Origin of the sequence: Klebsiella sp. w6 (assembly GCF_033100215.1) — a bacterium.
Lineage (GTDB): Bacteria > Pseudomonadota > Gammaproteobacteria > Enterobacterales > Enterobacteriaceae > Klebsiella > Klebsiella variicola.
The window spans coordinates 2,545,743-2,571,450 of record NZ_CP136907.1; the positions used below are offsets into that span (position 1 = coordinate 2,545,743).

The window sequence follows — 25,708 nt, forward strand, 5'->3', positions numbered from 1 at the left end:
ATGGTTAAGCGGGTTTACGGCGGCCGTAGACCAGCCAGGTCACCAGCACGCAAACCACATAAAAAACAAAGAAGACCTTCATGGCCCCGACCGGCGAGCCGGTCATCGCCAGCGAGGTGCCGAAGGCTTTTGGAATAAAGAAGCCGCCGATGGCGCCGATCGCCGAGATAAAGCCCAGCGCGGCAGCGGTATCGGTCACCGCCTCGTGCTGCGCTTCTTCATCGCTGCCGCCGCGCTGCTTTACGCTGTCGATGGTGAGCTGGCGGAAGATGACGGCGATCATCTGGAAGGTGGAGCCGCTTCCCAGACCGGCGGTTAAAAAGAGCCCCATAAACACCACGTAGAAAGCGAGAAAGCTGCCGGAGCCGCTGCCTGGCAGGGTCAGAAACAGCAGGCCGGTAAACAGCGCCATCAGGACGAAGTTGACCAGCGTCACCCGCACGCCGCCCAGACGGTCGGAGATGATCCCGCCGAACGAGCGCGCCAGCGCGCCGATGAACGGCCCAAAGAAGGCGAGTTTGAGGATATCGACTGCGGGAAACTGGGTTTTCGCCAGCATGGCAAAGCCGGCGGAAAAGCCGATAAACGAGCCGAAGGTCGCCAGATAGAGCAGGCTTAACAGCCACATATGCGGTCTCTTGAGTACGGGAAGCTGATCGCGAATCGAGGCCTTTGAACCGGCGATATCGTTCATGCCGAACCAGGCTGCGACGGTGGCGAGCAGCAGCAGCGGTACCCAGACGAGCGCCGCATTACTCAGGGTGATTGTCGAACCATCGGGCTGGGTGACGCCATGGACGCCGAGGAAGGTGAAGAGCGGCAGGAAGATCACCGCCGGGGCGACCATCTGCATCACACTGACGCCGAGATTGCCAAGGCCGCCATTGACCCCCAGCGCGCTGCCCTGTTTGGCTTTGGGAAAAAAGAAACTGATATTTCCCATGCTGGAAGCAAAATTCGCGCCGGCAAAACCGCATAGCAGTGCAATAACAATAAATACCCAGAACGGAGTAGTAATATTCTGGATCGCCACCCCTAACCAAATACAAGGCACAATCAGGATCACGGTACTTAATACGGTCCAGTTGCGCCCTCCCAAAAGGGGTACCATAAAGGAGTAGGGCACCCGTAATATCGCGCCGGAAAGTGAAGGGAGGGCGGTTAATAAAAAAAGCTGGTCGGTAGTGAAATGAAAACCGACCTTATTGAGATTGACCGCCACGGCGCTGAATAACATCCATACGCAGAAAGCAAGCAGTAAGCAGGTTACTGATATCCATAGATTTCTTCTCGCGATGGCTTGACCTTTATTTTCCCAGAATGCCTTGTTTTCAGGCCGCCAATTCATCAAAAGGTAATGATTATCTTTCTCATTCTGTACCGACATATTGCCCTCTACTTGCCCGGAAAGGAGTAAATAAATAAGGTCAACAGCTGAATACAAGGGGATGGTGAATAACGCTTAATCTGCGTTATCTATGAAGCGTAGATAAAAAAAACGTGCTGACAGAGAGCACGTGGTAAGCGTAGTGGAATTAATTGTTACTAAATGTAAAGATAGCTAAAATAACTCCAGAGTAATCATCTTATTCAAATAACGGCTAAACGCCGCATCATCCAGGGCCTGGGTACCAAGGGCATAAATCCCGTCGAGGCCGCACACCAGGGCGATAAAACGCCAGGCGATATCTGCCGGTGGTTCAGACGAATGAAATTCGCCGCAGGCGAGGCCCTGCTCGATGATGGCGACGGTCTCTTCATGCCACATGTTCATGGTCAGCAGGTAGGCCGCTTTGATGTCCGGGTCGCTGTCGGCCAGCACCTGGCCTTCGCGCCACAGGCGGATATAGGGCTCCAGCCGGCCATCTTCGCTGCCGATCATCGAGAATAACCGCTCGCGCCAGCTGGCGTCTTCGGCCACCAGCGGCATATCGAGCATCTCGCGGATCAGACGGATGAAAACCTGTGATTTCAGCTCGCCGATGGAGGCGAAGTGGTGGTGTAGTTGCCCGGCGGCCACCTGGGCTTCGCGGGCGATCTGTCGCACGGTCATGGCGGCAAAGCCGCCGCGCAGCGCCAGGCGCATGGCGGCCTGCATAATCCCTTCCCGTCGTGCATCCCGCTGTAAATAGTGCATAGAACCCCGCTGTCATCTGGCTTTGGCCGAGTGTAACAAAAAGTTGGACATGCGTTCAACATTCCGGCAGGATCGCCATCCTGGACGTGTGTCCAATTTCCAACATTGAGGTACAAGCTATGTCACGGCAATGGATGACGCTGATGGCGATTTTGCTGGTTTATATTCCGGTGGCGATTGACGCCACGGTGTTACATGTGGCCGCGCCGACGCTCAGCGTCGCGCTGGGTAGCAGCGGCAATGAGCTGCTGTGGATCATTGATATCTACTCATTAGTGATGGCCGGGATGGTACTGCCGATGGGCGCCCTCGGCGATAAAATCGGCTTCAAGCGCCTGCTGTTGCTCGGCAGCGCCATTTTTGGCGTCGCCTCGCTGTGCGCCGCGCTGTCGCCGACGGCCCTGACGCTGATTGCCTCACGCGCTTTGTTGGCGGTGGGGGCGGCGATGATCGTCCCGGCGACGCTGGCCGGGATCCGCAGCACCTTTGCTGAGGCCAGCCAGCGCAATATGGCGCTGGGTCTGTGGGCGGCGGTGGGCTCCGGCGGCGCGGCCTTTGGCCCGCTGGTGGGCGGCATGCTGCTGGAGCATTTCTACTGGGGGTCGGTATTCCTGATCAACGTGCCGATCGTGCTGGTGGTTATCGCGATTAACGCGAAAGTGGTGCCGCGTCAGCCCGCGCGCCGCGAACAACCGCTCAATCTGCTGCAGGCGCTCATTTTAATTGCCTCGATCCTGATGCTGGTGTTTAGCGCGAAATCGGCGCTGAAGGGCCAGCTGGCGCTGTGGCTCACCGCACTGGTGGCGATCGGCGGAGCGGCGATGCTCACCTGGTTTATCCGCAAGCAGCTGTCGGCGACCCGCCCGATGGTGGATATGCGGCTGTTCACCCATCGTATTATTTTAAGCGGGGTGATGATGGCGATGACGGCCCTGATTACTCTGGTCGGTTTTGAACTGCTGATGGCGCAGGAGCTGCAGTTTGTGCATCAGAAAACGCCGTTCGAGGCGGGGATGTTTATGCTGCCAGTGATGGTTGCCAGCGGCTTCAGCGGCCCGATTGCCGGAATGCTGGTGTCGAAACTGGGGCTGCGGCAGGTGGCGACGGGCGGAATGTTGCTTAGCGCCTTCAGTTTTCTGGGCCTCGCGCTGACCGATTTCAGCACACAACCGTGGCAGGCATGGGGGCTGATGACGCTGCTGGGCTTCAGCGTCGCCAGCGCGCTGCTGGCCTCCAGCTCCGCGATTATGGCGGCGGCGCCGAAGGAGAAAGCGGCGGCGGCCGGGGCCATCGAAACCATGGCCTATGAGCTGGGCGCCGGTCTCGGTATTGCGCTGTTTGGCCTGATCCTGACCCGCAGCTACAGCGCCACCATTGTGCTACCGTCCGGGCTGAGTGAGTCCATGGCGCAGCAGGCGTCGTCGTCAATCGGCGAGGCGGTCAGCCTGACGCAGGCGCTGCCCGCCGGGATGGCTGAGGCGCTGATGGCGGCGGCGAAGGCGGCCTTTACCCAGGCTCACAGCCTGGTGCTGGCGACGGCGGGCGTACTGCTTCTGCTGCTGGCGGCCGGCATCTGGCGCAGCCTGGCGAGCGTGGCGAAACCGCAGTCAGCGCTATAGCTGTAGCGACAGGTCCATCGCCGCGCGTCGTAGCGGGGCGAGGGCCTTCTCTTTTAACGCCGCGGCGCTGATCGTCGCGGCGGGGACCCCGACATTCAGGGCGGCCACCACCTGGCCATGGCGTGACAGCACGGGCACCGCCAGCGAACACAACCCCACCTCAATCTGCCGGTCGGCGAGGGCATAGCCCTGCATGCGCACCCGGGCAATCTCCGCGCGTAGCCCGGCCATATCGCACAGAGTGTGCGGGGTGTAGCGGATTAACGCTGCTCGTGACAGTGTCACCTCAAGCTGTTCCTCCGGCAGCGCGCTCAACAACACCCGTCCCATAGAGGTCGCCCACGCCGGCAGGCGACTGCCGCGCCCCAGGTCGATGCTCAGTAAATTATTGACCGCCGCGCGGGCGATATAGAGCACGTTGTCGCCGTCCAGCGTCGCCGCTGAGCAGGATTCGCCGAGCGCTTTGCCAAGGCTATCCAGCGCCGTCTGCGCGACTTTCGCCAGCGGCGTGCCGGCCAGATAGGCGTGGCCGACGGCCAGCACCCGGGGCAGCAGTTCATAGCTGCGGCCATCCGGACTGTGCACCATGCCCAGCGCGGCGAGGGTATACAGGCAACGGCGTACCGCCGCGCGGGAGATTTGGGTTTTCTGGCTCAACTGAGAAATGGTCAGCCGCTGGCGCTGGGGAGTAAAAGCATTGAGCACCTCCAGCCCGCGGGCCAGAGACAGCATAAAATTGGGGTCGTGCTCGGCCTGCCTGGCGCTCAAGGTGGTGGGGGTATGGTCACGCATTGATTCCCTCTCCGTTGCAATGCAAAGCTCACGGGGCATCACTATACCGTGCGCAAACTGCACCGTCCTGAATTGTGCCGGTTTTACCACCGCGATCACATTATTAACTGCCTTTTAACAAACGTGCCGATAATCGCACAACATTTCGATTATCGCCGTTGACCAGCCGCCAGGCTGAACCCTATTGTCAATGGCACACACCTCCCCGTTATGGATGTGGGTACAAAAAGTTATACATCTCATCAGGAACCGAAAATGACCGCCACCGTAGAACGTATTGAGAGCTGGATAGTGGATGTCCCGACCATCCGGCCACACAAGTTATCGATGACCACCATGGGCTGCCAGACGCTGGTGATCGTGCGGCTTACCCGCTCCGACGGCATCTGCGGCATCGGCGAAGCCACCACCATTGGTGGTTTGAGCTATGGCGTCGAGAGCCCGGAGGCTATCTCGTCGGCGATAACCCATTATCTGACGCCGCTGTTGAAAGGGCTGCCGGCCGATAACCTGAATGCGCTGACGGCGCGTATGAACAGCGCCATTAGAGGCAATACTTTCGCAAAGTCTGCCATTGAAACCGCACTCCTTGATGCCCAGGGCAAAGCTTTAGGGCTACCGGTATCGGCGCTGCTCGGCGGGGCGCTGCAAACGTCGTTGCCGGTGCTGTGGACCTTAGCCAGCGGCGATACCGCGAAAGATATCGCCGAAGGGGAAAAGCTGTTAGCCGAGCGCCGTCATCAGGCGTTCAAGCTGAAAATTGGCGCACGGGAATTAGCCACCGACCTGCGTCATACCCGGGCCATTGTGGAAGCCTTAGGCGATCGCGCCAGCATTCGCGTTGACGTTAATCAGGCCTGGGACGCCGCGACCGGCGCGAAGGGCTGTCGCGAGCTGGCGGCGATGGGCGTCGATCTTATCGAACAGCCGGTCAGCGCCCACGACAATGCTGCACTGGTGCGCCTGAGCCAGCAAATCGAAACCGCGATCCTCGCGGATGAAGCGGTCGCGACTGCCTACGATGGTTATCAACTGGCGCAGCAGGGCTTTACCGGCGCTTATGCCCTGAAAATCGCCAAAGCCGGGGGACCGAATAGCGTGCTGGCGCTGGCCCGCGTCGCCCAGGCGGCGGGGATTGGCCTGTATGGCGGCACGATGCTGGAAGGGACCGTCGGTACCGTTGCGTCTCTGCACGCCTGGTCGACGCTGCCGCTGCAGTGGGGTACCGAGATGTTCGGCCCGCTGCTCCTCAAAGACGATATTGTCAGCGTGCCACTCACCTTTGCCGATGGTCAGGTAGCGCTCCCGCAGACGCCAGGGCTCGGCGTGGAGCTGGATGAAGACAAGCTGCGCTTCTATTCCCGTAAAGCATAACAGGAGAAAATAATGCTATTTAAAGTGGAGATGACCGTTAATATTCCGCTCGGTTTTCCTGCCGCCGAAGCGGATGAAATTAAACAACGCGAAAAAACCTATTCGCAACAATTACAGCGTGAAGGCAAATGGCGACATATCTGGCGCGTCGCCGGTCTTTACGCCAATGTCAGCATTTTCGATGTTCGAGATGCCGAAGAGTTACATCAAATTTTAATGGGATTGCCGCTGTATCCCTTTATGGATATTCGCGTCGAGGCGCTGTGCCGTCATCCCTCGTCTGTTCGTGAAGACGATAGCTAATAATAATAACATCTGACCTCATGCCGGGAACACCCGGCAAATATCCTACAACGATAAGAGAGAATAATTATGAGTAATGCTTTCGTACAACAAGAAGCCGTGCAGAAATTATTACGTGAAGGCGCGGGGTTAAATGTCCCTGGCGGTAATGAACGTTTTAAAGCCATTGTCCACCGTTTGCTGGAGAATATCTGCACGCTGATCGATGACTATAACGTCACAGAAGAAGAGTTCTGGCACGCGGTGAACTATCTACACGAGCTGGGTGGGCGTCAGGAAGCGGCGCTGCTGGCGGCCGGGCTGGGTCTTGAGCACTTCCTCGACCTGCGTCAGGACGCCATTGATGCGGCGGCGCGCCGGGAAACCGGCACCCCGCGCACCATCGAAGGGCCGCTGTATGTGGCCAATGCGCCGCTGGCCGACAGCCACGCCCGGATGGATGATGGCGCAGATGCCGGGGAAGTAATGTGGCTGCATGGTCAGGTTAAAGATAATCAGGGCCAGCCGATCGCTAACGCCATCGTTGATATCTGGCACGCCAATACCCTGGGTAACTACTCGTTTTTCGATAAAAGCCAGAGCGACTACAACCTCCGTCGCCGGATCCGCACTGGCGCCGATGGCCGCTACAGCGTGCGCAGCATCATGCCGTCCGGCTACGGCTGCCCGCCGGATGGTCCAACCCAGAAGTTGCTGGATCAGTTAGGCCGCCACGGCAACCGTCCGGCGCACATTCACTTCTTCGTCTCCGCCCCGGGCTATAAGCATCTGACCAGCCAGATTAACCTCAGCGGCGATAAATATCTGTGGGATGATTTTGCCTTTGCTACCCGCGACGGTCTGATTGCCGACCCGGTAAAAGTGAGCGACCGCGAGACCATCGCGCAGCGCGATCTTGAGGGAGAGCACACCGAGGTCTGTTTTGATTTCACCCTGTGTAAAGCCCTGAACGCCGACGAAGAGCACCGCGGCTCGCGCCTGCGCGCCAAAGAGTAACCGGTATTATCGGCCCCGGGCACGCCGCTGCCCGGGCCAGACATTGCACCCGAAAACGACAAATTCACCCTGTTTCTTTCATCCTGAATCCTGCAGGAGGGACTGACTCATGCAAAAAACGCTATCAGCGCTTAAAGACAAAATTAACAACGCGTTAATTGTCGACCGTGAAAATCATATTTACCGTTGCCACCGCTCTATATTTACCGACCAGCAGTTATTTGATTTTGAAATGAAACATATCTTCGAAGGAAATTGGGTTTTTCTCGCCCATGAAAGCCAGATTGCCGAGCCGGGAGATTATTATACTCTGACGCTGGGACGGCAGCCGGTTATTATTACTCGCGATAAAAAGAATGAATTGCATGCATTAATTAATAGCTGCGCCCACCGCGGGGCTATGTTATGCCGACGCAAAACCGGAAATAAAAACTCATTTACCTGTCCGTTTCATGGCTGGACCTTCAGCAATAACGGCAAATTATTAAAAGCCAAAGATGAGAGCACCGGCGCCTATCCTGACACCTTCAAACAGGAAGGGTCTCACGATCTGCAAAAACTGCCGCGTTTTCAGTCTTACCGCGGTTTCTTATTCGGTAGCCTCAATGCGGACGTGCAGTCGCTGGAGGCCTATCTCGGCGAAACCCGCAAAATCATCGATCTGATCGTCGATCAGGCGCCGGACGGCCTGGAAGTGCTGAAGGGCTCGTCGAGCTATGTATACGAAGGCAACTGGAAGCTGGGCGCGGAGAACGGCGCCGATGGCTATCACGTCAGCGTGGTGCACTGGAACTATGCCTCAACCATGTCGCGCCGCAACTATGAAGCGGAGGGGACGCATGCGGTTGACGCCAACGGCTGGTCAAAGAGCGTCGGCGGCGGCTACGGTTTTGACAATGGCCACATGCTGCTGTGGACCCGGGCGCTGAACCCGGAAGTGCGCCCGGTGTATGCCCACCGCGAGCGTCTGCAGGCGGAATTTGGCGAACGACGCGCCGACCAGATGGTCAATGAAACCCGCAACCTGTGCCTGTACCCCAACGTCTACCTGATGGATCAGTTTTCTACCCAGATCCGCGTGATCCGCCCGATTGCGGTCGATAAAACCGAAGTCACCATTTGGTGTTTTGCGCCAAAAGGTGAATCAGACCAGGCGCGGGCGCTACGCATCCGCCAGTATGAAGATTTCTTTAACGTTAGCGGGATGGGGACGCCGGACGATCTGGAAGAGTTCAGCGCCTGTCAGCGCGGCTATCTCGGCGAAAATCTGCCATGGAGCGATCTGAGCCGCGGTGCGCTGCGCTGGGTCGACGGCCCGGATGAGCACGCCAAACATGCCGGTTTCACGCCACGACTCAGCGGGGTGAAATCAGAAGATGAAGCGCTGTACATCGCCCATCACCATCACTGGCAAACGGTCATGCTGGCGGCGCTGGAACAGGAACAGCAGCGTTACGACCAGTCGATTACCCAGCGCGTGGAGGTGGCCTGATGTTGAATCTCGAACACGTTCGCCAGTTTCTCTATTACGAAGCCCGCCTGTTGGATGATCGTCAGTGGGACGAATGGCTGAGCTGTTACAGTCCGCAGGTGGTCTACTGGATGCCGGCGTGGGGCGACGATGACCAGCTGACGCGCGACCCGCAAAAAGAGATTTCCCTTATCTATTATCCCAACCGTGAAGGCCTGGAAGATCGCGTCTATCGCATTAAAACCGAACGTTCCGGCGCCAGTACGCCGGAGCCGCGCACCACCCACATCATCAGCAATGTTGAACTGATGGGCGAAAGCGACGAGGGGCTGGAGGTGCGCTACAACTGGGTCACCTGGAGCCACCGCTATCAACACACGGATACCTATTTCGGCTCTACCTGTTGCACGCTAATTGAGCAGGACGGCAGACCGCAGATCGTGCGCAAAACCGTGCGCCTGAATAACGATTATATCCGTCAGGTGATTGACGTTTACCACATTTAAGAGGCGCTTATGACCTTCAATATTGCTCTTAATTTTGAGGACGGCATTACCCGCTTTATTCAATGCCATGCCGGGGAGAAGGTGCTGGATGCCGCCTATCGCCAGAAGGTGAATCTGCCGATGGACTGCTCGGACGGCGTTTGCGGCACCTGCAAATGCCACTGCGCCAGCGGTGAATACGATCTGGGGGAGGATTATCTCGACGAGGCGTTAAGCGACGACGAAGCGCAGGCCCGCCAGGTGCTGACCTGCCAGATGGTCCCGACCAGCGACTGTGTGATCGACGTGCCGGTGGCCGCCGCCCAGTGCAAAACCGCGCTGACCAACACCGGGGCGCAGGTACGACAGGTGAATTGTCTGTCCGATACCGCCATCGAACTGGTGGTCGCGCTGGATGAGCCGCTGGCTTTTCTGCCGGGACAGTACATTAACATTCAGGTACCGGGCACGCCTCATGTGCGCGCCTACTCATTTAGCTCGCTGCCGGGTTCTCTCGAAGGGCGTTTTCTGATCCGTAACGTGCCTGGCGGCATGATGAGCCAGTGGTTAACCCAGCAGGCGCGGCCCGGCGATCGCCTGACCCTCAGCGGCCCCATGGGCAGCTTCTATTTGCGCAGCGGCGAACGCCCGCTGCTCATGCTGGCGGGCGGCACCGGGCTGGCGCCGCTGCTCTCCATGTTACATACCCTGCAAACACAGGGCAGTCAGCGCCCGGTAACGCTACTGTACGGCGTGACCCGCGATTGCGATCTGGTGAAAACCGACGCGCTGGATGCGTTTAACCAACAACTGACGGGATATCGCTGGCTGCCGGTGGTGGCGGATGAAAACAGTACCTGCCCGCAGCGCGGCTTTGTGACCGACCATCTGGATGACGCCATGCTGAATAACGGCGACGTCGATATCTATCTTTGTGGGCCGCCGCCGATGGTGAACGCGGTCGCCACGGCGCTGCGCGACAGAGGAATTTCCCCGGCAGGGTTCTGGTATGAGAAATTTATCGCCAGCCAGAGCGCGGCGGCATAAGGAGGCATGATGCGTTTTACCGATAAAGTCGTCGCTATTACCGGCGCGGCGCAGGGCATTGGTCGCCAGACCGCGGAGCAGGCGGCAACTGAAGGCGCCGCCCTGTTGCTGATTGACCGCTCGCCTTACGTGCACGAACTGGCTGCCGTTTTAGCCCAGGCCGGAAGTCAGGTACTGGCGCTGGAGGCTGACCTTGAGCAGTGGCAGAGTACTGAACAGGCGTTTGCCGCCGGGGTCGCTCATTTTGGCCGCCTCGACGTGCTCATCAACAATGTCGGCGGCACCATCTGGGCGCGACCTTTCGCTGAATATCAGCCAGAACAAATTGAGAAAGAGATCCGCCGCTCGCTGTTCCCCACGCTGTGGGGCTGCCGTGCGGCGCTCCCCTGGATGTTGAAGCAGGGGAAAGGCAGCATCGTCAATATCTCGTCGGTGGCGACGGCAGGAGTGAACCGGGTGCCTTACTCGGCGGCGAAAGGCGGCGTGAATGCGCTGACCCGGTCGATTGCCATGGAGTACAGCGGCAGCGGCATTCGGATTAACGCCGTCGCGCCAGGCGGGACGGAGGCGCCGCCGCGCCTGACGCCGCGCAACGATGAGCAGCCGAGCGAGCAGGAAAAGGCGTGGTATCAGCAGGTGGTCGATCAGACGGTGGCGAGCAGTCTGATGCGCCGGTACGGCACGCTGGCGGAACAGGCGAACGCGATCCTGTTTCTCGCCAGCGATGAAGCCAGCTATATCACCGGCGTGACGCTACCGGTGGCGGGGGGCGATCTCGGTTAGCGGCGGGTGGCGTACCAGCAGAGCAGGGAGCCGAGACACACCATCCCGGCGCCCTGCCAGAAGGACCACGATAGCGTGGCGCTGAGCAGGACTGCCGCCAGCGCGGAAGAGAGCACTGGCGTGAAGTACGACGCGGCCGCCAGCAGGCTGACGTTGCCGTGCAGGATGCCGACGTTCCACGCCGCGTAAGCCAGCCCCAGCGCCACGGAGACCGTGATCAGCTTAATGACTACCGGCCAGCTAAAGAGCATCGGCGGCTGGTCGCTGGCGAGAAATTTCAGCCATAGCGTCAGGGCGGTTAACAGGACAAAGAGGGTAATGCCATTTTTACCTTTGGCGTACTTCGCGGTCACCGTGCAGTACGCCGCCCAGATAAACGCCCCGACAAATGCCAGAATGTAGCTCAGCGGGCTGGACACCACGTTATTGATGATTTCCTCGGGGTTGAGCCCGTGCTCGCCGCCAAGTACCCAGCTCACGCCGAACAGCGCCAGCAATAAGCCGGGGATCACCAGCCAGCTGCTTTTCTGGCCATTAAAGAGAATGGCGAACAAAATCGTCAGGCTGGGCCACAGGTAATTGACCATCCCCACTTCAATGGCCTGCTGGCGAGTGGCGGCAAACCCCAGCGACAGGGCGAGGCAGATTTCATAGCTGACAAACAGCACGCTGCCAGCCAGCAGATAGCGGCGCGGGATCTGGCGCAGGTTGGGAAAGCCAACGGTAAAAATGAGCAGCAGGCCGCTGAGGCTATAAATCATCGCCGCGCCGCCAACCGGGCCTAACCCTTCGCTGACGCCGCGAATCAATCCGACCATCGTGCTCCATAAGATAATGGCGGCGAAGCCGATTGATGTCGCTCTCTTTTTTTGCATATTTAACCTGATAGTGACGCAAACGCAGCCGGAATTTATAACATCTTTTGCCGGTCGATGGTCGATATTTCCCGCCGGCGTTAACTCTTTGGTATTAGTCAAACTCGTCGCCGCTGACTATTAAGGGGGCGAGCGTTTTCGACCTTGATTTGACGCAAATAAAACAAAGGTATTGCTGTTAGTTTCCTCCGCGCGATGAATCAACATCCTGCATGGAGGAATGCAATGGACGTCAGCCGCAGAAAGTTCTTTAAGATCTGCGCAGGCGGTATGGCCGGAACCACAGCCGCCGCCCTGGGCTTTGCCCCTAAAATGGCGCTGGCTCAGGCACGCAATTTCAAATTGCTGCGTGCGAAAGAGATCCGCAACACCTGCACTTACTGCTCCGTGGGCTGTGGGCTATTAATGTATAGCCTCGGCGACGGCGCGAAAAACGCCAAAGAAGCGATTTACCATATTGAAGGGGACCCGGACCATCCGGTGAGCCGCGGCGCGCTGTGCCCGAAAGGCGCAGGCCTGCTGGACTATGTCCACAGTGAAAACCGCCTGCGTTATCCGCAATACCGCGCCCCGGGCTCGGATAAATGGCAGCGCATCTCCTGGGATGAAGCTTTTAACCGCATCGCCAGACTGATGAAAGCCGACCGCGACGCCAACTTTATTGAAAAGAACGAGCAGGGCGTGACGGTTAACCGCTGGCTTTCCACCGGCATGCTGTGCGCCTCGGCGGCAAGCAATGAGACTGGCATGCTGACGCAAAAATTTGTGCGTTCGCTCGGCATGCTGGCGGTAGACAACCAGGCACGCGTCTGACACGGACCAACGGTAGCAAGTCTTGCTCCAACATTTGGTCGCGGTGCGATGACCAACCACTGGGTTGATATCAAAAACGCTAACGTCGTGGTGGTGATGGGCGGCAACGCCGCCGAAGCGCATCCGGTGGGATTCCGCTGGGCGATGGAAGCGAAAAACAATAACGATGCCACGCTTATCGTCGTCGACCCGCGCTTTACGCGTACCGCGTCGGTGGCCGATATCTATGCGCCGATTCGTTCCGGTACCGACATTACCTTCCTGTCGGGCGTGCTGCTGTACCTGATCGAAAATAATAAGATCAATGCCGAGTACGTGAAGCATTACACCAATGCCAGTCTGCTGGTGCGGGATGATTTTGCCTTCGAAGAGGGCCTGTTCAGCGGCTACGATGCCGAAAAACGTCAGTACGATAAATCGTCCTGGAACTACCAGTTCGATGAAAACGGCTACGCCAAACGCGATAAAACGCTCAGCCATCCGCGCTGCGTGTGGAATCTGCTCAGGCAGCATGTTTCCCGCTACACGCCGGAAGTGGTGGAGAATATCTGCGGTACGCCGAAAGCGGACTTCCTTAAAGTGTGTGAGGTGCTGGCGTCAACCAGCGCCGCGGACCGCACCACCACCTTCCTGTATGCCCTGGGCTGGACGCAGCACACCGTCGGCGCGCAGAACATCCGCACCATGGCGATGATCCAGTTGCTGCTCGGCAATATGGGCATGGCCGGCGGCGGCGTCAACGCGCTGCGCGGCCACTCCAATATTCAGGGGCTGACCGATTTGGGCCTGTTGTCGACCAGTCTGCCGGGTTATTTGACGCTGCCATCCGATAAACAGAGCGATCTGCAAAGTTATCTTAGCGCCAACACGCCGAAAGCGACGTTGCCCGACCAGGTGAACTACTGGAGCAACTACCCGAAATTCTTCGTCAGCCTGATGAAATCGTTCTATGGCGAGGCGGCGCAGAAAGAGAATGACTGGGGCTTCAACTGGTTGCCGAAATGGGATCAGGCCTACGACGTTATCAAGTACTTCAATATGATGGATAACGGCAACGTCACTGGCTATATCTGTCAGGGCTTCAACCCGGTAGCGTCCTTCCCGGACAAAAACAAAGTGGTCCGCAGTCTCAGCAAGCTGAAGTATCTGGTGGTTATCGATCCGCTGGTGACCGAAACCTCGACCTTCTGGCAGAACCACGGCGAGTCTAATGATGTCGACCCGGCCGCGATTCAGACCGAAGTCTTCCGTCTGCCGTCGACCTGCTTTGCTGAAGAAGATGGCTCGATCGCCAACTCCGGTCGCTGGCTGCAGTGGCACTGGAAAGGCCAGGACGCACCGGGGGAAGCGCGCAACGATGGCGAAATCCTGGCTGGGATCTATCATCGTCTGCGCGAGCTGTACCGTCGCGAAGGCGGGAAGGGCGCGGAACCGCTGCTGAAAATGAGCTGGAGCTATAAGCAGCCAGATCACCCGGAATCGGCAGAAGTGGCTAAAGAGAACAACGGCTACGCGCTGGCGGATCTCTACGATCAAAATGGCGCTCTGCTGGCGAAAAAAGGCCAACTACTCAATAGCTTCGCGCTGCTGCGCGATGACGGCAGCACCGCGTCGTCGTGCTGGATCTATACCGGCAGCTGGACCGAGCAGGGTAACCAGATGGCGAATCGTGATAACGCCGATCCTTCGGGCCTGGGCAATACGCTGGGATGGGCCTGGGCGTGGCCGCTCAATCGTCGGGTGCTGTATAACCGCGCTTCGGCTGATATTAACGGCAAGCCGTGGGATGCGAAGCGGATGCTGATCCAGTGGAACGGCAGCAAGTGGGTCGGAAATGATATTCCGGACTTCAATACTGCGCCGCCGGGGAGCAACACCGGGCCGTTTATCATGCAGCAGGAGGGACTTGGCCGCCTGTTTGCGCTCGATAAACTGGCGGAAGGGCCGTTCCCGGAGCACTACGAGCCGATGGAAACCCCGCTTGGCACCAACCCGCTGCACCCGAAGGTGGTCTCCAGCCCGGTGGTGCGTCTGTATGAAGAGGACGCCATCCGCCTGGGTAAGAAGGATAAGTTCCCGTATGTCGGCACCACCTATCGTCTGACCGAGCATTTCCACACCTGGACCAAGCATGCGCTGCTCAATTCCATCGCGCAGCCGGAACAGTTTGTCGAAATCAGCGAAGGGCTGGCGAAAAGCAAAGGTATCGCCAACGGCGACTGGGTGAAAGTCAGCAGCAAACGCGGCTTTATTCGCGCGGTTGCCGTGGTGACCCGCCGACTGCGCACGCTGAACGTCAACGGCCAGCAGGTCGAAACCGTCGGGATCCCGCTGCACTGGGGCTTTGAAGGCGTGGCCCGTAAAGGCTATATCGCCAACACCCTGACGCCTAACGTCGGCGATTCCAACTCGCAAACGCCGGAGTATAAGGCGTTTCTGGTCAACATCGAGAAAGCGTAAGGAGCGATTCAATGGCGATGGAAACACAAGACATTATTAAACGCTCCGCGACCAACCCGATAACTCCCGCGCCACGCGCGCGGGACTATAAGGCCGAAGTCGCCAAGCTTATCGATGTCTCCTCCTGCGTAGGCTGTAAAGCCTGCCAGGTGGCCTGTTCCGAGTGGAATGACATTCGCGATGAAGTGGGGCACTGCGTCGGCGTGTATGACAACCCGGCGGATCTCAGCGCCAAGTCCTGGACGGTCATGCGCTTTAGCGAGACCGAACAGAACGGCAAGCTGGAGTGGCTTATCCGCAAGGATGGCTGTATGCACTGCGAGGAGCCGGGTTGCCTGAAAGCCTGCCCCTCCGCCGGGGCGATTATTCAGTACGCCAACGGCATCGTCGATTTCCAGCAGGAAAACTGCATTGGTTGCGGCTACTGCATTGCCGGGTGTCCGTTTAATATTCCGCGCCTCAATAAAGAGGATAACCGGGTTTATAAATGCACGCTGTGTGTGGATAGGGTCAGCGTCGGTCAGGAACCGGCCTGCGTGAAAACCTGTCCTACCGGCGCGATCCACTTCGGCACGAAAAAAGAGATGCTGGAGGTGGCCGAGGAGCGGGTGGATAAGCTTAAAAAACGCGGTTATGCCAACGCCGGGATCTACAACCCGCAGGGCGTAGGCGGCACCCACGTGATGTACGTCCTGCATCATGCCGACCAGCCGGAGCTGTATCACAAGCTGCCGAAGGAACCGCAGATCGATACCAGTATCAGTCTGTGGAAGGGGGCGCTGAAACCGCTGGCGGCGGCGGGCTTTATCGCCACCTTCGCCGGGCTTATCTACCACTACATCGGTATCGGGCCGAACAAGGAAGTTGATGACGACGAGGAGGAGCATGATGAGTAAATCGAAGATGATTGTGCGCACGACGTTTATCGATCGCGCCTGTCACTGGACGGTGGTTATCTGTTTCTTCCTCGTGGCACTGTCGGGAATATCGTTTTTCTTCCCGACGCTGCAGTGGCTAACGGAAACCTTCGGCACCCCGCAGATGGGGCGTATCCTGCACCCGTTCTTTGGGGTGCTGATTTTTGTCGCGCTGATGTTTATGTTTGTGCGTTTTGTCCACCACAATATTCCAGATAAACAGGATATCCCCTGGCTGAAAGGTATCGTGGAGGTGCTGAAAGGCAACGAACATAAGGTCGCGCGCGTCGGGAAATATAACGCCGGGCAGAAGATGATGTTCTGGACCATTATGAGCATGATTTTCGTGCTGTTGGTGACCGGGGTGATTATCTGGCGGCCGTATTTCGCGGCATATTTCCCGATTCAGGTGATTCGCTATAGCCTGCTGATTCATGCGACGTCGGCGATTATCCTGATCCACGCGATCCTCATCCATATGTATATGGCATTCTGGGTGAAAGGGTCGATTAAAGGCATGATCGAAGGCAAGGTGAGCCGCCGCTGGGCGAAGAAACATCACCCGCGCTGGTATCGCGATGTCGAACGCCTGGAGGCGATGAAAGAGAGTCGCGAAGGGATGAAGTAAGCCTTCACGGCGCAAAACCCGCTCCGGAGATGTCGGAGCGGGTTCCCGGCAGTCAGCAGTTCGTGATAAGTGTATCGATTGAATCGATAACGCCCTGGCGCGCATGACTCAGATTGCAGACGAAATCCTGTGGCTGGATCCGTTTATTATTTAAGTTACTGATCATTGGCGTACAAAGTAAAAAGCTGTCAAATTCTATATTTATCCTTGGTACGACATGCTGATGCCAGCGTGGTAACTGTTGTGTTCGCATTAAAGGAATAATGACTCTCGTGACCAGGTCTGCATAATAATCATTCTGCACGATCATATAATACGGCAGGGTTTTATTTGTCTGAGCAGAACAATTTCGATAAACATTGAATTGTTCAAGCATCATAGTACCCTGAAAAATTCATCATCAGTAAGAGTGCCTCCTTTTGCAATAAATTCATTCATTGCGGCAATGAATTCCTTGTGCTGTCGCTGTTTATCTGCTTCTCGTAAATCCTTACCTGGCTGTGCTGACGCCTTCTGGACGGGTACGTCAGTGGGTCTTTTACGTAGCGTATTACTTTTCATCATCGGCTCCTTGCGGTTGGTTCTGTGATTATTCACTTTACTCACTAAAAAATAAATCCCAGCAGCAACTTTAATGTTTATTTTGCGAGGCCGCTTCCAGAGGAAAGTAATAGCCTGAAATATTCATGGTTGTGGTAATAAACCTGGCGCTGGTATTAACCAGCGCGGCGAGGAATAATCAGAACTTCTCGGGAATAAAGCGGAAGGGGAAATTGGTCTGTTTCATTTTGCCAATTTTGCGCTTCGGCAGCGTCACATGCTCCACCGGTAAAGCTTCATAGGGGATCTGCGACAGCAGATGGGTGATGATATTCAGACGTACGCGCTTTTTATCCTCCGAGCGGGCGACGAACCACGGCGCCCAGGCGGTATCGGTGGCGGCGAACATGGCGTCGCGGGCGGCGGTATATTCATCCCAGCGGTTGAAAGACTTAATGTCCATCGGCGAGAGCTTCCAGATTTTACGACCATCGTCGATGCGATCCCGCAGGCGGCGCTCCTGCTCCTGCGGAGAGACCTCCAGCCAGTACTTGAGCAGAATTATGCCCGATTCGACCATGCCGCGCTCCACCATCGGCGCACCGTCGAGAAACTTCTGCACCTCCTCCGGCGTACAAAAGCCCATCACCCGTTCGACGCCGGCGCGGTTGTACCAGCTGCGATCGAAAATCACAATCTCGCCAGCAGCCGGAAGGTGCTTGATATAGCGCTGAAAATAGAGCTGGCTTTTCTCACGCTCGGTGGGTGAGGGCAAGGCGACGACCCGGAAGATACGCGGGCTGACGCGCTCGGTGATCGCCTTAATGGTGCCGCCTTTGCCGGCGCCGTCCCGGCCTTCAAAGACGATGCACACCTTCAGCCCTTTATGCACCACCCAGCGCTGCAGTTTCACCAGCTCAACATGGAGTTTGCGCAACGCCTTCTCATACGCTTTATTGTCGAGCGGGGCGGTCTTCACCGCCGCGTCGACCGGATTACCGTTTTTCTTATTACCCATCGCCATGCTCCGTGTTGCCGAGGTATCCCTTTGAAGTGTAATCCTTCGCCGGCGAGGCGGTGGAAAATATTCGTGCAGGGGACGGGCTAGCTGGCGTTCCCCGCCGCAATGACTTCCAGCCCCACCCGCTGCCCCCATGACAGCTCGAGGGTGTTACCGTCCGGGTCGGCAAAGAAGGCGAAGTATCCCACCGGATCGCCCAGCTGTTCCGGTTCCCGCCGCAAAACGCCTTCCCGCCGCGCCTGAGCGACCTTCTCATCGATCTCCGCCTGGGTGGCGCAGGCGACGCCGAGATGGCCGAACGGGCCCAGCGGCGTGTCGGCCGGATCGTCACTCTGCACCAGCACCAGAGCGAAGGGCCGGGTGCGATCGCTGAGCCACGCCACCTTACGCGCTGAGCTCGCGCTGGTGAATGACGGTCATCGCGGTATAGCGGGTATAAAAATCAATGCTGCTGGCCAGACAGCGGACGGTAAAGGCGACATGGGTAAAACCGACATCAACAGTGTGCATCGATGATTCTCCAGAGGTGAATGATGGGGAGACTTTACAACCTCAAGTTAAGTTGAGATCAATTGGGCGTTTATCGCTTTGAGCCCACTGATTTTAATAGGGGAGGGTCATTGCTAAGCCACGCCGTCGCCGGCTCGATGATGGCCGGCCGTGCGGGCGGCGAGCATGAACGAATCAGGCCGTTGTATGGAGGAAACTGCCGTCGGGCGTTTTTAGCTGGTGTGTCGGGGCGGGATGGTCAATAATGCCGGCCGTCTCTCAATACCCCTATAAGATGTATGAAAAAAACGATTTTTTCACTGGCGCTGGGCACCTTCGGACTCGGCATGGCGGAATTTGGCATTATGGGCGTGCTGCCGGATATGGCGCACGATGTCGGGATGTCGATCCCCGCCGCCGGCAATATGATTGCCTGGTATGCCTTCGGCGTGGTGATCGGCGCGCCGATCATGGCGCTGCTCTCCAGCCGGTTTTCGTTGAAATCGGTGATGCTGTTTCTCGCTGCCCTGTGTATTCTCGGCAATACCCTGTTTACCCTCTCCAGTAGCTACGCCATGCTGGCGCTTGGCCGCCTGGTTTCCGGTTTTCCCCACGGGGCGTTCTTTGGCGTTGGGGCGATAATCCTGTCGAAAATCGCGCCGCCGGGGAAGGTGACCGCCGCGGTGGCGGGGATGATCGGCGGGATGACGGTGGCTAACCTGGTGGGGGTCCCCGGCGGCACCTGGCTTGGGCATCACTTCAGCTGGCGCTATACCTTTGCCCTAATCGCGGTGTTTAACGTCGCCGTGTTGATGACTATTTTCTGCTGGGTACCCACCCTCTATGATCGTACCAGCACCCGGCTGCGCGAGCAGTTCCGTTTTCTGGCCTCCCCGGCGCCGTGGCTGATTTTTGCCGCCACCATGTTTGGCAACGCCGGCGTGTTTGCCTGGTTCAGCTATATTAAGCCCTTTATGCTCAATGTCTCCGGCTTTGCCGAAAGCAGGATGATGCTGATTATGATGCTGGCGGGGCTGGGAATGGTGGTCGGTAATATGTTCAGCGGCAAAATTTCCGGACGCTTCAGCCCGCTGCGTATTGCGGCCATAACCGACGGGGTCATTGCCGTGACGCTGCTGCTGATCTTTGCCTTCGGTGAGCATAAAGTCGCTTCGCTGACTCTGGCGTTTATCTGCTGCGCGGGACTATTCGCCCTGTCGGCGCCGCTGCAGATCCTGCTGCTGCAGAACGCCAAAGGCGGCGAGATGCTGGGGGCGGCAGGAGGGCAGATTGCCTTCAACCTCGGCAGCGCCATCGGCGCCTTCTGCGGCGGGATGATGATTGCCCAGGGCTTTGGCTGGAACAGCGTGGCGCTTCCTGCCGCCACGCTGTCGTTTCTGGCGATGAGCGCCTTGCTCATCTATGGCTGCCATCAGCGCCGACAAGCTTGCTAACGACGCTTACTCACGCCAGGGTTCGCCAAGGGTCAGCATCAGCCGGTTGGCCCAGGCGAAAAAGGCCGCCGACTGCAGCAGATCCAGCTGGGCCAGGGTATCTAAACCCTGCTCTTCAAGCGCCGCCAGATGGCGGGCATTCAGCCCCGGCGGCGTCACCGACAGCGCAGCGGCGGCGTCGATTTCCGCCTGCCAGCGCGGCGACTGGCCGTCACTCAAATTCTCCCCCGGCGTCACCGCCAGCAGCGTGTCGACAGCGGTCTCGTCCTTCGCCAGCTGCGCCGCTTTGCGGGCATGCACCGAGGCGCAGTAAATACAGCCGTTGATTTTGCTGGTCACCGTGGCGGCCAGCTCGCGTTCGGCGCGCGGCAATCCCCCGGGGGTATAGAAAATGCCTTTATCGGTCAGCGTCCGCTGCTCCAGCACCGGCTGATTGCGCGCCAGCAGGCGAAAGTAGGGGGAGTCGCTATGGCCATATTTGGCCAGAATCGCCTGTTCTTCAGCGCTGAATTCCGCCAGCGGTTTATCGGCCAGCCAGGGTTCCCAGTGCAGCTCGTCGCGGGTGAAGCGAACCGGGGCCGCTTTGCCGCTCTGGGTATGCGGTGTGGTATGCCAGTATCCGGCAACCTGCGGCGTATCGGCGCTGACGATCGGTTTATGGTTGAGCGCCCGCAGGCCCAGCAGCAGTCGGCTCTGGAAGCTGACAAAGGCCACCAGTTGCGCCAGAGTGACGATGCCCCGCAGGCTCCAGCCCGCGCCGGTTAAGGTGTGCAGCGCGCCGGGGGTGGCTTCGACGGGGGTGAAGGTGAGCAGGCGGGCAAAGGCCAGCGCCGGGACCAGACGATCGGTGGTTGGATCGGCGAGCCCGAAACCGGCATAGTGCGCCGCCAGCGCGTCCGCCTGGTGCAGTTTCGCCACCTTCGCGGCCACCGCGAAGCGTTCATCAAGAGGAAAGTCAGCGTCCTGCTGGCTGAACAGCACTTCATAACTTCCCTGGGCGTGACGGGTGCTGGCGTCGCGTACGGCGCGCGCCTGGTCGAGCGGGGAACCGGGGGCAATCTCCGCCAGTTCGGCCAGAATATCCTGACTCAGCGTCATGGTGACTCCTTATCTGATGTGGGGGGCAATATGCTGAGCGATCAGCTCAATGGAACGCAGCGTATCCCGGTGCGAAGGCTCCACCGAGTGCACCTGAAACGAAATATCGGTGGCGCGGGCCAGCACGCTGTCCTGCGCCAGGGAGGCAATAACATGCTCAGGATCGCCAACGTGGGCATCCAGTTGTTGTAGATAGTCGGTGACACTGTCACCTTCTATTGTATGACCCGCCGCCCGGTGCTGTGTCGCCTGCTTGCGCAGACCGGGCTCGGCGACCTGCAGGGCGTAGGCGTGACTGTCGGCGACGAAGGCGGTGCGCGAGGCGAGGATCCGCGGTGCAACGCCGTCCGGCAGCGCCGCCAGGTAGGCGTCGATGATCGGGTTCTGAATGGCGTCCAGCGGCAGACGTGGCTCGCCGGGGGGCCGTGGCTGGGTGCGCGACAGCATCAGCCCGTGTCCCGCCTGACCGGCGCGGATGGCGCCCTCCGCCGAGAAGGTGGCGATCCAGATACGCTCCGCCAACTGCGGTGCGGGCGGATAGAGACGGTTGTCCGGGTGGCTCAGCGTGTCGCCGCGCCAGGCGCTATGGATCAGGTGCAGATGGTCGGCAAACACCGCCCCGCGCTGCTCGCTGGTCAGGCCGAAGGGCAGAAACGACGTTGGCGTGCCGCCGGAGCCAAACCCTACCTCCAGACGCCCGTCGGTGAGTAAATCCAGTACCGCCGCGTCTTCGGCGACGCGCAGCGGATTTTCCATCGGCAGAGTGATAATCGCCGTGCCGAGACGGATCCGGTCGGTCTGTGCCGCCACGTGGGCGAGAAACACCAGCGGCGATGGCAGGCCGCCTTCCTGTTCATGAAAATGGTGCTGGGCAATCCATGCGCTGTCGAAGCCCAAACGCTCCGCGTGGCGGATCTGTTCGGCCGCCAGCCGGTAGCGCGTTTGCGCGGAGCCCTGATCGAGCAGACGGGTAAAAAAGCCGAGGCGTTTAGGCATTATGCGTTCTCCGTGTGGGCCTGTGCTAAGCGGGGTGAAACCTGGGGGATGGCGGCGATCAGTTCGCGAGTGTAGGCCTGCTGCGGAGTGGCGAACAGGCGGTCAACGTCGCCATGCTCCACCACCTGGCCGGCGCGCAGTACCGTGACGCTGTCGGCAATCCGCCTGACCGTCGCCAGATCGTGGGTAATGAACAGGTAGCTCAGACCCAGCTGCTGCTGTAACTGCTGCAGCAGGGCGAGGATCTGCGCCTGAACGGTGACGTCGAGCGCCGAGGTCGCTTCGTCAAGGACCAGTATCGCCGGCTCGAGGATCAGCGCCCGGGCAATCGCCACCCGCTGCCGCTGGCCGCCGGAGAGCTCCCGCGGCGTACGCGACAGCAGCTCCGGGGCCAGCGCCACCCGCGCGGCGACGGTCTCCACGCGCAGGCGACGCGCCGACGCGCTGAGGCGCTCAAAGTTCTTTAATGGCTCTTCGATAATCGCAAACAGCGTCTGGCGCGGGTCGAGCGAGGCGAAGGGGTTCTGGTAGACAAACTGGATTTTCCGCCGCAGCTGACGCTGCGCCTCGCGGCTGAGATGCCCGGCGTCGATACCGTCGATGGTCACCTGTCCGGCATCGGCGCGCTCAAAGCCCAGCAGGATCCGCGCCAGGGTAGTTTTCCCGGAGCCTGATTCGCCCACCAGCGCATGGGTGGTGCCGCGTCTGACCTCAAAACTGACGCTGTCGAGCGCCTGCAGCGCCTGTTTGCCCAGCGAGAAACGTTTGCTGATCCCCTCCACGCGAATGGCCGGCGTGGCCAGCGGTCGGTGACGAGCCGCCGTCAGCCCCAACGGCGCATCCTGCAGGTCGTGGAGCAGCTGGCGGGTGTAGGGGTGTTGCGGACGCTGGACAATCGTCTCGGTGGCGCCCTGTTCCTGAATCTCTCCCTGACGAAACACCATGATCCGGTCGGCGCGTTCTGCGGCCAGCGCCAGATCGTGGGTGACAAACAGCACGGCGGTACCCGACTCGCGACGCAGGATATCGAGCAGGTCGAGAATGCGCTTCTGCACCGTGACGTCGAGAGCGCTGGTGGGCTCGTCGGCAATAATCAGATCCGGCTGCAGGGCAATGGCGATGGCGATCAGCACCCGCTGTTTCATCCCACCAGACAGCTGATGCGGATACTGGTCAAAACGCTGTTCCGGGTGGCTGAGACCGACTTTAGTGAGCAGGTTAAGGACCTGCTGTCGGCGCTCAGCGGCGGAGAGGGACTGATGCAGCCGCAGGATCTCTTCCACCTGCCGGCCAATGGTTTTTACCGGATTGAGCGAATTACCGGGATCCTGCGGGACCAGGCTGATGCTCACTCCGCGCAGGCGGTTAAGGCGTTTTGCCGACCAGTCGCTAATCACTTCGCCATTGAGGATAATCCGCCCGGCATCCCGGCGGGCATTATCCGCCAGCAGGCCGATAATGGCCTGCGCGGTGGTGGTTTTCCCCGAGCCGGATTCTCCGACGAAGGCCAGCATTTCGCCACGCTGGATGGAAAAACTCACGTTGTGCACCACCTCGCGCCATTCGCCCCGCGAGCGGTAGCTGATGCGCAGATCTTCAACGGACAGAACGTTCATGGGCGTACTCCACTCCACTGGCGGCTAAGACGATTGGCGGCAAGGACCACGGCGACCACGGCGAGGCCGGGGAAGGTGGTCAGCCACCAGGCGGTCGACAGGTAGTTGCGACCTTCGGCGATCAATAATCCCCACTCCGGGACCGGCGGCGGGGTGCCGTAGCCGAGGAAGCTGAGGGTGGCCAGGGCCAACATCGCCTGTCCGAACTGCAGCGTCGCGAAAGCAAGCACCGCAGTGAGCGAGTTGGGCAGAATATGGCGCCAGAAGACGGCGAAAAAGGTGCCGCCGCTGCCCCGGGCCGCCTCGACGTAATCGCTGTGGCGTACGCGCACGACCTCCGCCCGCGCCAGGCGCGCGAAGCTGGCGATAGCCGCCACACCAACCGCCACCGCCGCATTCACCGTGCCGAAACCGAGCAGAATAATTACCGTGAGCTGCAGCAGCAGGGAGGGGATGGCCAGCAGGACATCGACCAGGCGCATGATCGTGGATTCAACGCGTCCGGTCAGCGCCCCGGCGAGCGTACCAAGGGCGGTGCCCACCACCAGGCCGATGGCGACGGCAATCAGCGCCGCCGACAGGGAATGTACCGCGCCGTAAACCACCCGCGTCCACAGGTCGCGCCCCAGCTGGTCGGTACCCAGCCAGTAGTGCGCCTGCGGCGCCAGGCGCTGAGCGCCGGGGATCCCTTCCAGCGGGTTAGCGGAGGTAAACCACTGCGGGGCGAGGGCCATTAACAGCGCAGTGATCATCACCGCCCACGCCAGCCACAAGCCAGGCTGCAGACGCACCCTGCGCCATTCCGGGCGGCGGCGAACCGCGATGGCATAATCGACCAGGCTCATTTCGCACCTCCGGTCTGTAAATGGAGTCGGGGATCCAGTCGCGGCATAACCAGGTCGACCAGCAGGTTTATCAGGACGAAACCGAGGGCGGAGATCATCACCACTGCCTGCAGCACGGCGATATCCTGGTTATTGACCGCCTGCTGGGTCAGCTGGCCGAGGCCGCTGCGGCCGAAGACGGTCTCAGTGATCAGCGCCCCGGCAATCAGCTCGCCCAGCAGCAGCCCGGCAATATTCAGCGCCGGCAGCAGAGCGTTGCCCATCACATGGTGCCAGAGGACGCCCGTTTCGCTCATTCCTTTGGCGCGGGCGACCGCGACGAAGGGCTGAACCGCCACCTGATCCATGCTGCGCATCAGGATCTGCGCCAGCGGTGCCGAAATGGGCAGCGCGACGGCGATAACCGGTAAAATCAGCCCTTCCAGTGGGCCGGGGTTGATCACCGGGATCCAACGCAACTGAAACGAGAAGAGCTGGATCAGGGCGATACCCAGCCAAAAAGTCGGCAGAGAGATAAACAGCACCGGCAACGACTGCAGGAGGTTACTCAGCCAGCGCAGCCCCGGCAGACGCGAGGCGAAGGCGAGGGCGAACGCCAGCGCCACGGCCAGCAGGAAGGCCGGCAGCGCGAGGCTTAAGGTATCCGGCAGGTTGCTGGCAATCAGACTACTGACTGCCAGCCCTGCCTGCAGGGAATAGCCGAAGTCGCCGTGCAGCATCGCCAGCAGCGTGTGCAGGTACTGGCGCCACAGCGGGCTATCGGCGCCGTAGGCCAGCCGCATGTCAGCGATTTGCGCCGGGCTCAGGCCAAGATCCGGATTCTGAAACTTGATCAGCACCGCATCTCCCGGCAGCACCTGCAGCAGGAAAAAAGTGAGGGTAAATGCCGCCCACAGGACCAGCAGCCCCTGGCCGAACCGTCGCAGAAGATAAGCGCTCATACCCGGCC

The 25,708-nt window shown here is 59.3% G+C and carries 24 protein-coding genes and 1 pseudogene; 12 read left to right on the plus strand and 13 right to left on the minus strand.

Annotated elements, in window-relative coordinates; genetic code table 11:
- Positions 1–4 precede the first annotated feature (4 nt).
- Both R0140_RS12525 and R0140_RS12530 read right to left on the minus strand, forming a co-directional pair.
- On the minus strand, positions 5–1,387 hold the full coding sequence (locus tag R0140_RS12525) for a NarK family nitrate/nitrite MFS transporter (protein WP_048268477.1): 1,383 nt from the start codon (positions 1,385–1,387) through the stop codon (positions 5–7).
- Positions 1,388–1,561: 174 nt separating this feature from the next.
- A complete protein-coding gene (locus R0140_RS12530) occupies positions 1,562–2,137 on the minus strand; it encodes a TetR family transcriptional regulator (protein WP_048268476.1) in 576 nt (191 codons plus the stop codon).
- Between the two features lie 119 nt (positions 2,138–2,256).
- On the opposite strand from R0140_RS12530, the gene kmrA reads away from it, so the two are divergent.
- Entirely contained in the window at positions 2,257–3,756 is a 1,500-nt protein-coding gene (kmrA, locus tag R0140_RS12535; RefSeq protein WP_048268475.1) for an efflux MFS transporter KmrA, read from the plus strand.
- Here kmrA and R0140_RS12540 read toward each other — a convergent pair.
- Positions 3,751–4,587: an IclR family transcriptional regulator domain-containing protein gene (locus R0140_RS12540; protein WP_162494449.1), complete on the minus strand. Its 837-nt coding sequence runs from the start codon at positions 4,585–4,587 to the stop codon at positions 3,751–3,753. The two genes, kmrA and R0140_RS12540, sit on opposite strands and share 6 nt — an antisense overlap.
- Before the next feature lie 171 nt (positions 4,588–4,758).
- Here R0140_RS12540 and R0140_RS12545 point away from each other — a divergent pair, with 171 nt between their 5' ends.
- From R0140_RS12545 to R0140_RS12575, 7 genes are all read left to right on the plus strand, one after another.
- On the plus strand, positions 4,759–5,922 hold the full coding sequence (locus R0140_RS12545) for a muconate cycloisomerase family protein (protein WP_165455206.1): 1,164 nt from the start codon (positions 4,759–4,761) through the stop codon (positions 5,920–5,922).
- Positions 5,923–5,934: 12 nt separating this feature from the next.
- Complete coding sequence (gene catC / locus R0140_RS12550; protein ID WP_048268473.1) at positions 5,935–6,225, plus strand: muconolactone Delta-isomerase; 291 nt, start codon at positions 5,935–5,937, stop codon at positions 6,223–6,225.
- Between the two features lie 69 nt (positions 6,226–6,294).
- Positions 6,295–7,221 carry a catechol 1,2-dioxygenase gene (catA, locus tag R0140_RS12555; RefSeq protein WP_048268472.1) on the plus strand — a complete coding sequence of 309 codons (927 nt, stop codon included), beginning with the start codon at positions 6,295–6,297 and terminating at the stop codon, positions 7,219–7,221.
- Positions 7,222–7,330: 109 nt separating this feature from the next.
- Positions 7,331–8,713 (plus strand): Rieske 2Fe-2S domain-containing protein, encoded by a 1,383-nt coding sequence (locus tag R0140_RS12560; RefSeq protein ID WP_012541595.1) that lies wholly within the window; start codon positions 7,331–7,333, stop codon positions 8,711–8,713.
- Positions 8,713–9,198 (plus strand): benzoate 1,2-dioxygenase small subunit, encoded by a 486-nt coding sequence (benB, locus tag R0140_RS12565; protein ID WP_317704039.1) that lies wholly within the window; start codon positions 8,713–8,715, stop codon positions 9,196–9,198. Before R0140_RS12560 ends, benB begins: the two co-directional genes overlap by 1 nt.
- Positions 9,199–9,207: 9 nt before the next feature.
- Positions 9,208–10,224, plus strand: a complete 1,017-nt coding sequence (gene benC / locus R0140_RS12570; RefSeq protein WP_032735739.1) for a benzoate 1,2-dioxygenase electron transfer component BenC — start codon at positions 9,208–9,210, stop codon at positions 10,222–10,224.
- Positions 10,225–10,233: 9 nt separating this feature from the next.
- Positions 10,234–11,007: a 1,6-dihydroxycyclohexa-2,4-diene-1-carboxylate dehydrogenase gene (locus R0140_RS12575; protein ID WP_023297694.1), complete on the plus strand. Its 774-nt coding sequence runs from the start codon at positions 10,234–10,236 to the stop codon at positions 11,005–11,007.
- Here the strand turns inward: R0140_RS12575 and yddG are convergent.
- The gene (gene yddG, locus R0140_RS12580; RefSeq protein WP_023297693.1) at positions 11,004–11,882 is read right to left on the minus strand and encodes an aromatic amino acid DMT transporter YddG; all 879 of its coding nucleotides are present in this window, start codon (positions 11,880–11,882) and stop codon (positions 11,004–11,006) included. The two genes, R0140_RS12575 and yddG, sit on opposite strands and share 4 nt — an antisense overlap.
- Before the next feature lie 225 nt (positions 11,883–12,107).
- Here yddG and fdnG point away from each other — a divergent pair, with 225 nt between their 5' ends.
- Genes fdnG through fdnI form a run of 3 tightly spaced genes read left to right on the plus strand, consistent with a single transcriptional unit; the run spans position 12,108 to position 16,700 of the window.
- On the plus strand, positions 12,108–15,155 hold the full coding sequence (gene fdnG, locus R0140_RS12585) for a formate dehydrogenase-N subunit alpha (RefSeq protein WP_089503828.1): 3,048 nt from the start codon (positions 12,108–12,110) through the stop codon (positions 15,153–15,155).
- 11 nt (positions 15,156–15,166) lie between these two features.
- Positions 15,167–16,051, plus strand: a complete 885-nt coding sequence (gene fdxH, locus R0140_RS12590) for a formate dehydrogenase subunit beta (RefSeq protein WP_032740517.1) — start codon at positions 15,167–15,169, stop codon at positions 16,049–16,051.
- Entirely contained in the window at positions 16,044–16,700 is a 657-nt protein-coding gene (fdnI, locus tag R0140_RS12595; RefSeq protein WP_032740518.1) for a formate dehydrogenase-N subunit gamma, read from the plus strand. The genes fdxH and fdnI overlap by 8 nt, the downstream gene beginning before the upstream one ends.
- Positions 16,701–16,752: 52 nt before the next feature.
- On the opposite strand, the gene R0140_RS12600 is transcribed toward fdnI, so the two are convergent.
- The 4 genes and pseudogenes from R0140_RS12600 to R0140_RS12615 all read right to left on the minus strand — a co-directional run bounded on the left by R0140_RS12600 (position 16,753) and on the right by R0140_RS12615 (position 18,771).
- Complete coding sequence (locus R0140_RS12600; RefSeq protein ID WP_032740519.1) at positions 16,753–17,079, minus strand: CcdB family protein; 327 nt, start codon at positions 17,077–17,079, stop codon at positions 16,753–16,755.
- On the minus strand, positions 17,076–17,261 hold the full coding sequence (locus R0140_RS12605; protein ID WP_025711567.1) for a hypothetical protein: 186 nt from the start codon (positions 17,259–17,261) through the stop codon (positions 17,076–17,078). Before R0140_RS12605 ends, R0140_RS12600 begins: the two co-directional genes overlap by 4 nt.
- A gap of 178 nt (positions 17,262–17,439) precedes the next feature.
- Entirely contained in the window at positions 17,440–18,258 is an 819-nt protein-coding gene (gene ppk2, locus R0140_RS12610) for a polyphosphate kinase 2 (RefSeq protein ID WP_012541603.1), read from the minus strand.
- Between the two features lie 86 nt (positions 18,259–18,344).
- Positions 18,345–18,771, minus strand: a pseudogene (locus R0140_RS12615) (VOC family protein).
- A 278-nt stretch (positions 18,772–19,049) separates the two neighbouring features.
- On the opposite strand from R0140_RS12615, the gene araJ reads away from it, so the two are divergent.
- Positions 19,050–20,204: an MFS transporter AraJ gene (gene araJ, locus R0140_RS12620; protein WP_048268470.1), complete on the plus strand. Its 1,155-nt coding sequence runs from the start codon at positions 19,050–19,052 to the stop codon at positions 20,202–20,204.
- Between the two features lie 6 nt (positions 20,205–20,210).
- On the opposite strand, the gene R0140_RS12625 is transcribed toward araJ, so the two are convergent.
- Genes R0140_RS12625 through R0140_RS12645 form a run of 5 tightly spaced genes read right to left on the minus strand, consistent with a single transcriptional unit; the run spans position 20,211 to position 25,700 of the window.
- Entirely contained in the window at positions 20,211–21,302 is a 1,092-nt protein-coding gene (locus tag R0140_RS12625; RefSeq protein ID WP_032740521.1) for an alkylhydroperoxidase domain protein, read from the minus strand.
- 9 nt (positions 21,303–21,311) lie between these two features.
- Positions 21,312–22,298, minus strand: a complete 987-nt coding sequence (locus R0140_RS12630; protein WP_032740523.1) for a putative FMN-dependent luciferase-like monooxygenase — start codon at positions 22,296–22,298, stop codon at positions 21,312–21,314.
- Positions 22,298–23,914 (minus strand): dipeptide ABC transporter ATP-binding protein, encoded by a 1,617-nt coding sequence (locus R0140_RS12635; protein ID WP_049153054.1) that lies wholly within the window; start codon positions 23,912–23,914, stop codon positions 22,298–22,300. Before R0140_RS12635 ends, R0140_RS12630 begins: the two co-directional genes overlap by 1 nt.
- A complete protein-coding gene (locus R0140_RS12640; protein WP_023297686.1) occupies positions 23,911–24,759 on the minus strand; it encodes an ABC transporter permease in 849 nt (282 codons plus the stop codon). Before R0140_RS12640 ends, R0140_RS12635 begins: the two co-directional genes overlap by 4 nt.
- Positions 24,756–25,700, minus strand: a complete 945-nt coding sequence (locus tag R0140_RS12645) for an ABC transporter permease (RefSeq protein ID WP_008804745.1) — start codon at positions 25,698–25,700, stop codon at positions 24,756–24,758. The genes R0140_RS12640 and R0140_RS12645 overlap by 4 nt, the downstream gene beginning before the upstream one ends.
- Positions 25,701–25,708: the final 8 nt, after the last annotated feature.

Coding starts and splice junctions, on each gene's coding strand:
- R0140_RS12525 (WP_048268477.1), bottom strand. CDS start 1,387: ATGTCGGTACAGAATGAGAAAGATAATCATTACCTTTTGATGAATTGG.
- R0140_RS12530 (WP_048268476.1), bottom strand. CDS start 2,137: ATGCACTATTTACAGCGGGATGCACGACGGGAAGGGATTATGCAGGCC.
- kmrA (WP_048268475.1), top strand. CDS start 2,257: ATGTCACGGCAATGGATGACGCTGATGGCGATTTTGCTGGTTTATATT.
- R0140_RS12540 (WP_162494449.1), bottom strand. CDS start 4,587: ATGCCCCGTGAGCTTTGCATTGCAACGGAGAGGGAATCAATGCGTGAC.
- R0140_RS12545 (WP_165455206.1), top strand. CDS start 4,759: ATGGATGTGGGTACAAAAAGTTATACATCTCATCAGGAACCGAAAATG.
- catC (WP_048268473.1), top strand. CDS start 5,935: ATGCTATTTAAAGTGGAGATGACCGTTAATATTCCGCTCGGTTTTCCT.
- catA (WP_048268472.1), top strand. CDS start 6,295: ATGAGTAATGCTTTCGTACAACAAGAAGCCGTGCAGAAATTATTACGT.
- R0140_RS12560 (WP_012541595.1), top strand. CDS start 7,331: ATGCAAAAAACGCTATCAGCGCTTAAAGACAAAATTAACAACGCGTTA.
- benB (WP_317704039.1), top strand. CDS start 8,713: ATGTTGAATCTCGAACACGTTCGCCAGTTTCTCTATTACGAAGCCCGC.
- benC (WP_032735739.1), top strand. CDS start 9,208: ATGACCTTCAATATTGCTCTTAATTTTGAGGACGGCATTACCCGCTTT.
- R0140_RS12575 (WP_023297694.1), top strand. CDS start 10,234: ATGCGTTTTACCGATAAAGTCGTCGCTATTACCGGCGCGGCGCAGGGC.
- yddG (WP_023297693.1), bottom strand. CDS start 11,882: ATGCAAAAAAAGAGAGCGACATCAATCGGCTTCGCCGCCATTATCTTA.
- fdxH (WP_032740517.1), top strand. CDS start 15,167: ATGGCGATGGAAACACAAGACATTATTAAACGCTCCGCGACCAACCCG.
- fdnI (WP_032740518.1), top strand. CDS start 16,044: ATGAGTAAATCGAAGATGATTGTGCGCACGACGTTTATCGATCGCGCC.
- R0140_RS12600 (WP_032740519.1), bottom strand. CDS start 17,079: ATGATGCTTGAACAATTCAATGTTTATCGAAATTGTTCTGCTCAGACA.
- R0140_RS12605 (WP_025711567.1), bottom strand. CDS start 17,261: ATGAAAAGTAATACGCTACGTAAAAGACCCACTGACGTACCCGTCCAG.
- ppk2 (WP_012541603.1), bottom strand. CDS start 18,258: ATGGGTAATAAGAAAAACGGTAATCCGGTCGACGCGGCGGTGAAGACC.
- araJ (WP_048268470.1), top strand. CDS start 19,050: ATGAAAAAAACGATTTTTTCACTGGCGCTGGGCACCTTCGGACTCGGC.
- R0140_RS12625 (WP_032740521.1), bottom strand. CDS start 21,302: ATGACGCTGAGTCAGGATATTCTGGCCGAACTGGCGGAGATTGCCCCC.
- R0140_RS12630 (WP_032740523.1), bottom strand. CDS start 22,298: ATGCCTAAACGCCTCGGCTTTTTTACCCGTCTGCTCGATCAGGGCTCC.
- R0140_RS12635 (WP_049153054.1), bottom strand. CDS start 23,914: ATGAACGTTCTGTCCGTTGAAGATCTGCGCATCAGCTACCGCTCGCGG.
- R0140_RS12640 (WP_023297686.1), bottom strand. CDS start 24,759: ATGAGCCTGGTCGATTATGCCATCGCGGTTCGCCGCCGCCCGGAATGG.
- R0140_RS12645 (WP_008804745.1), bottom strand. CDS start 25,700: ATGAGCGCTTATCTTCTGCGACGGTTCGGCCAGGGGCTGCTGGTCCTG.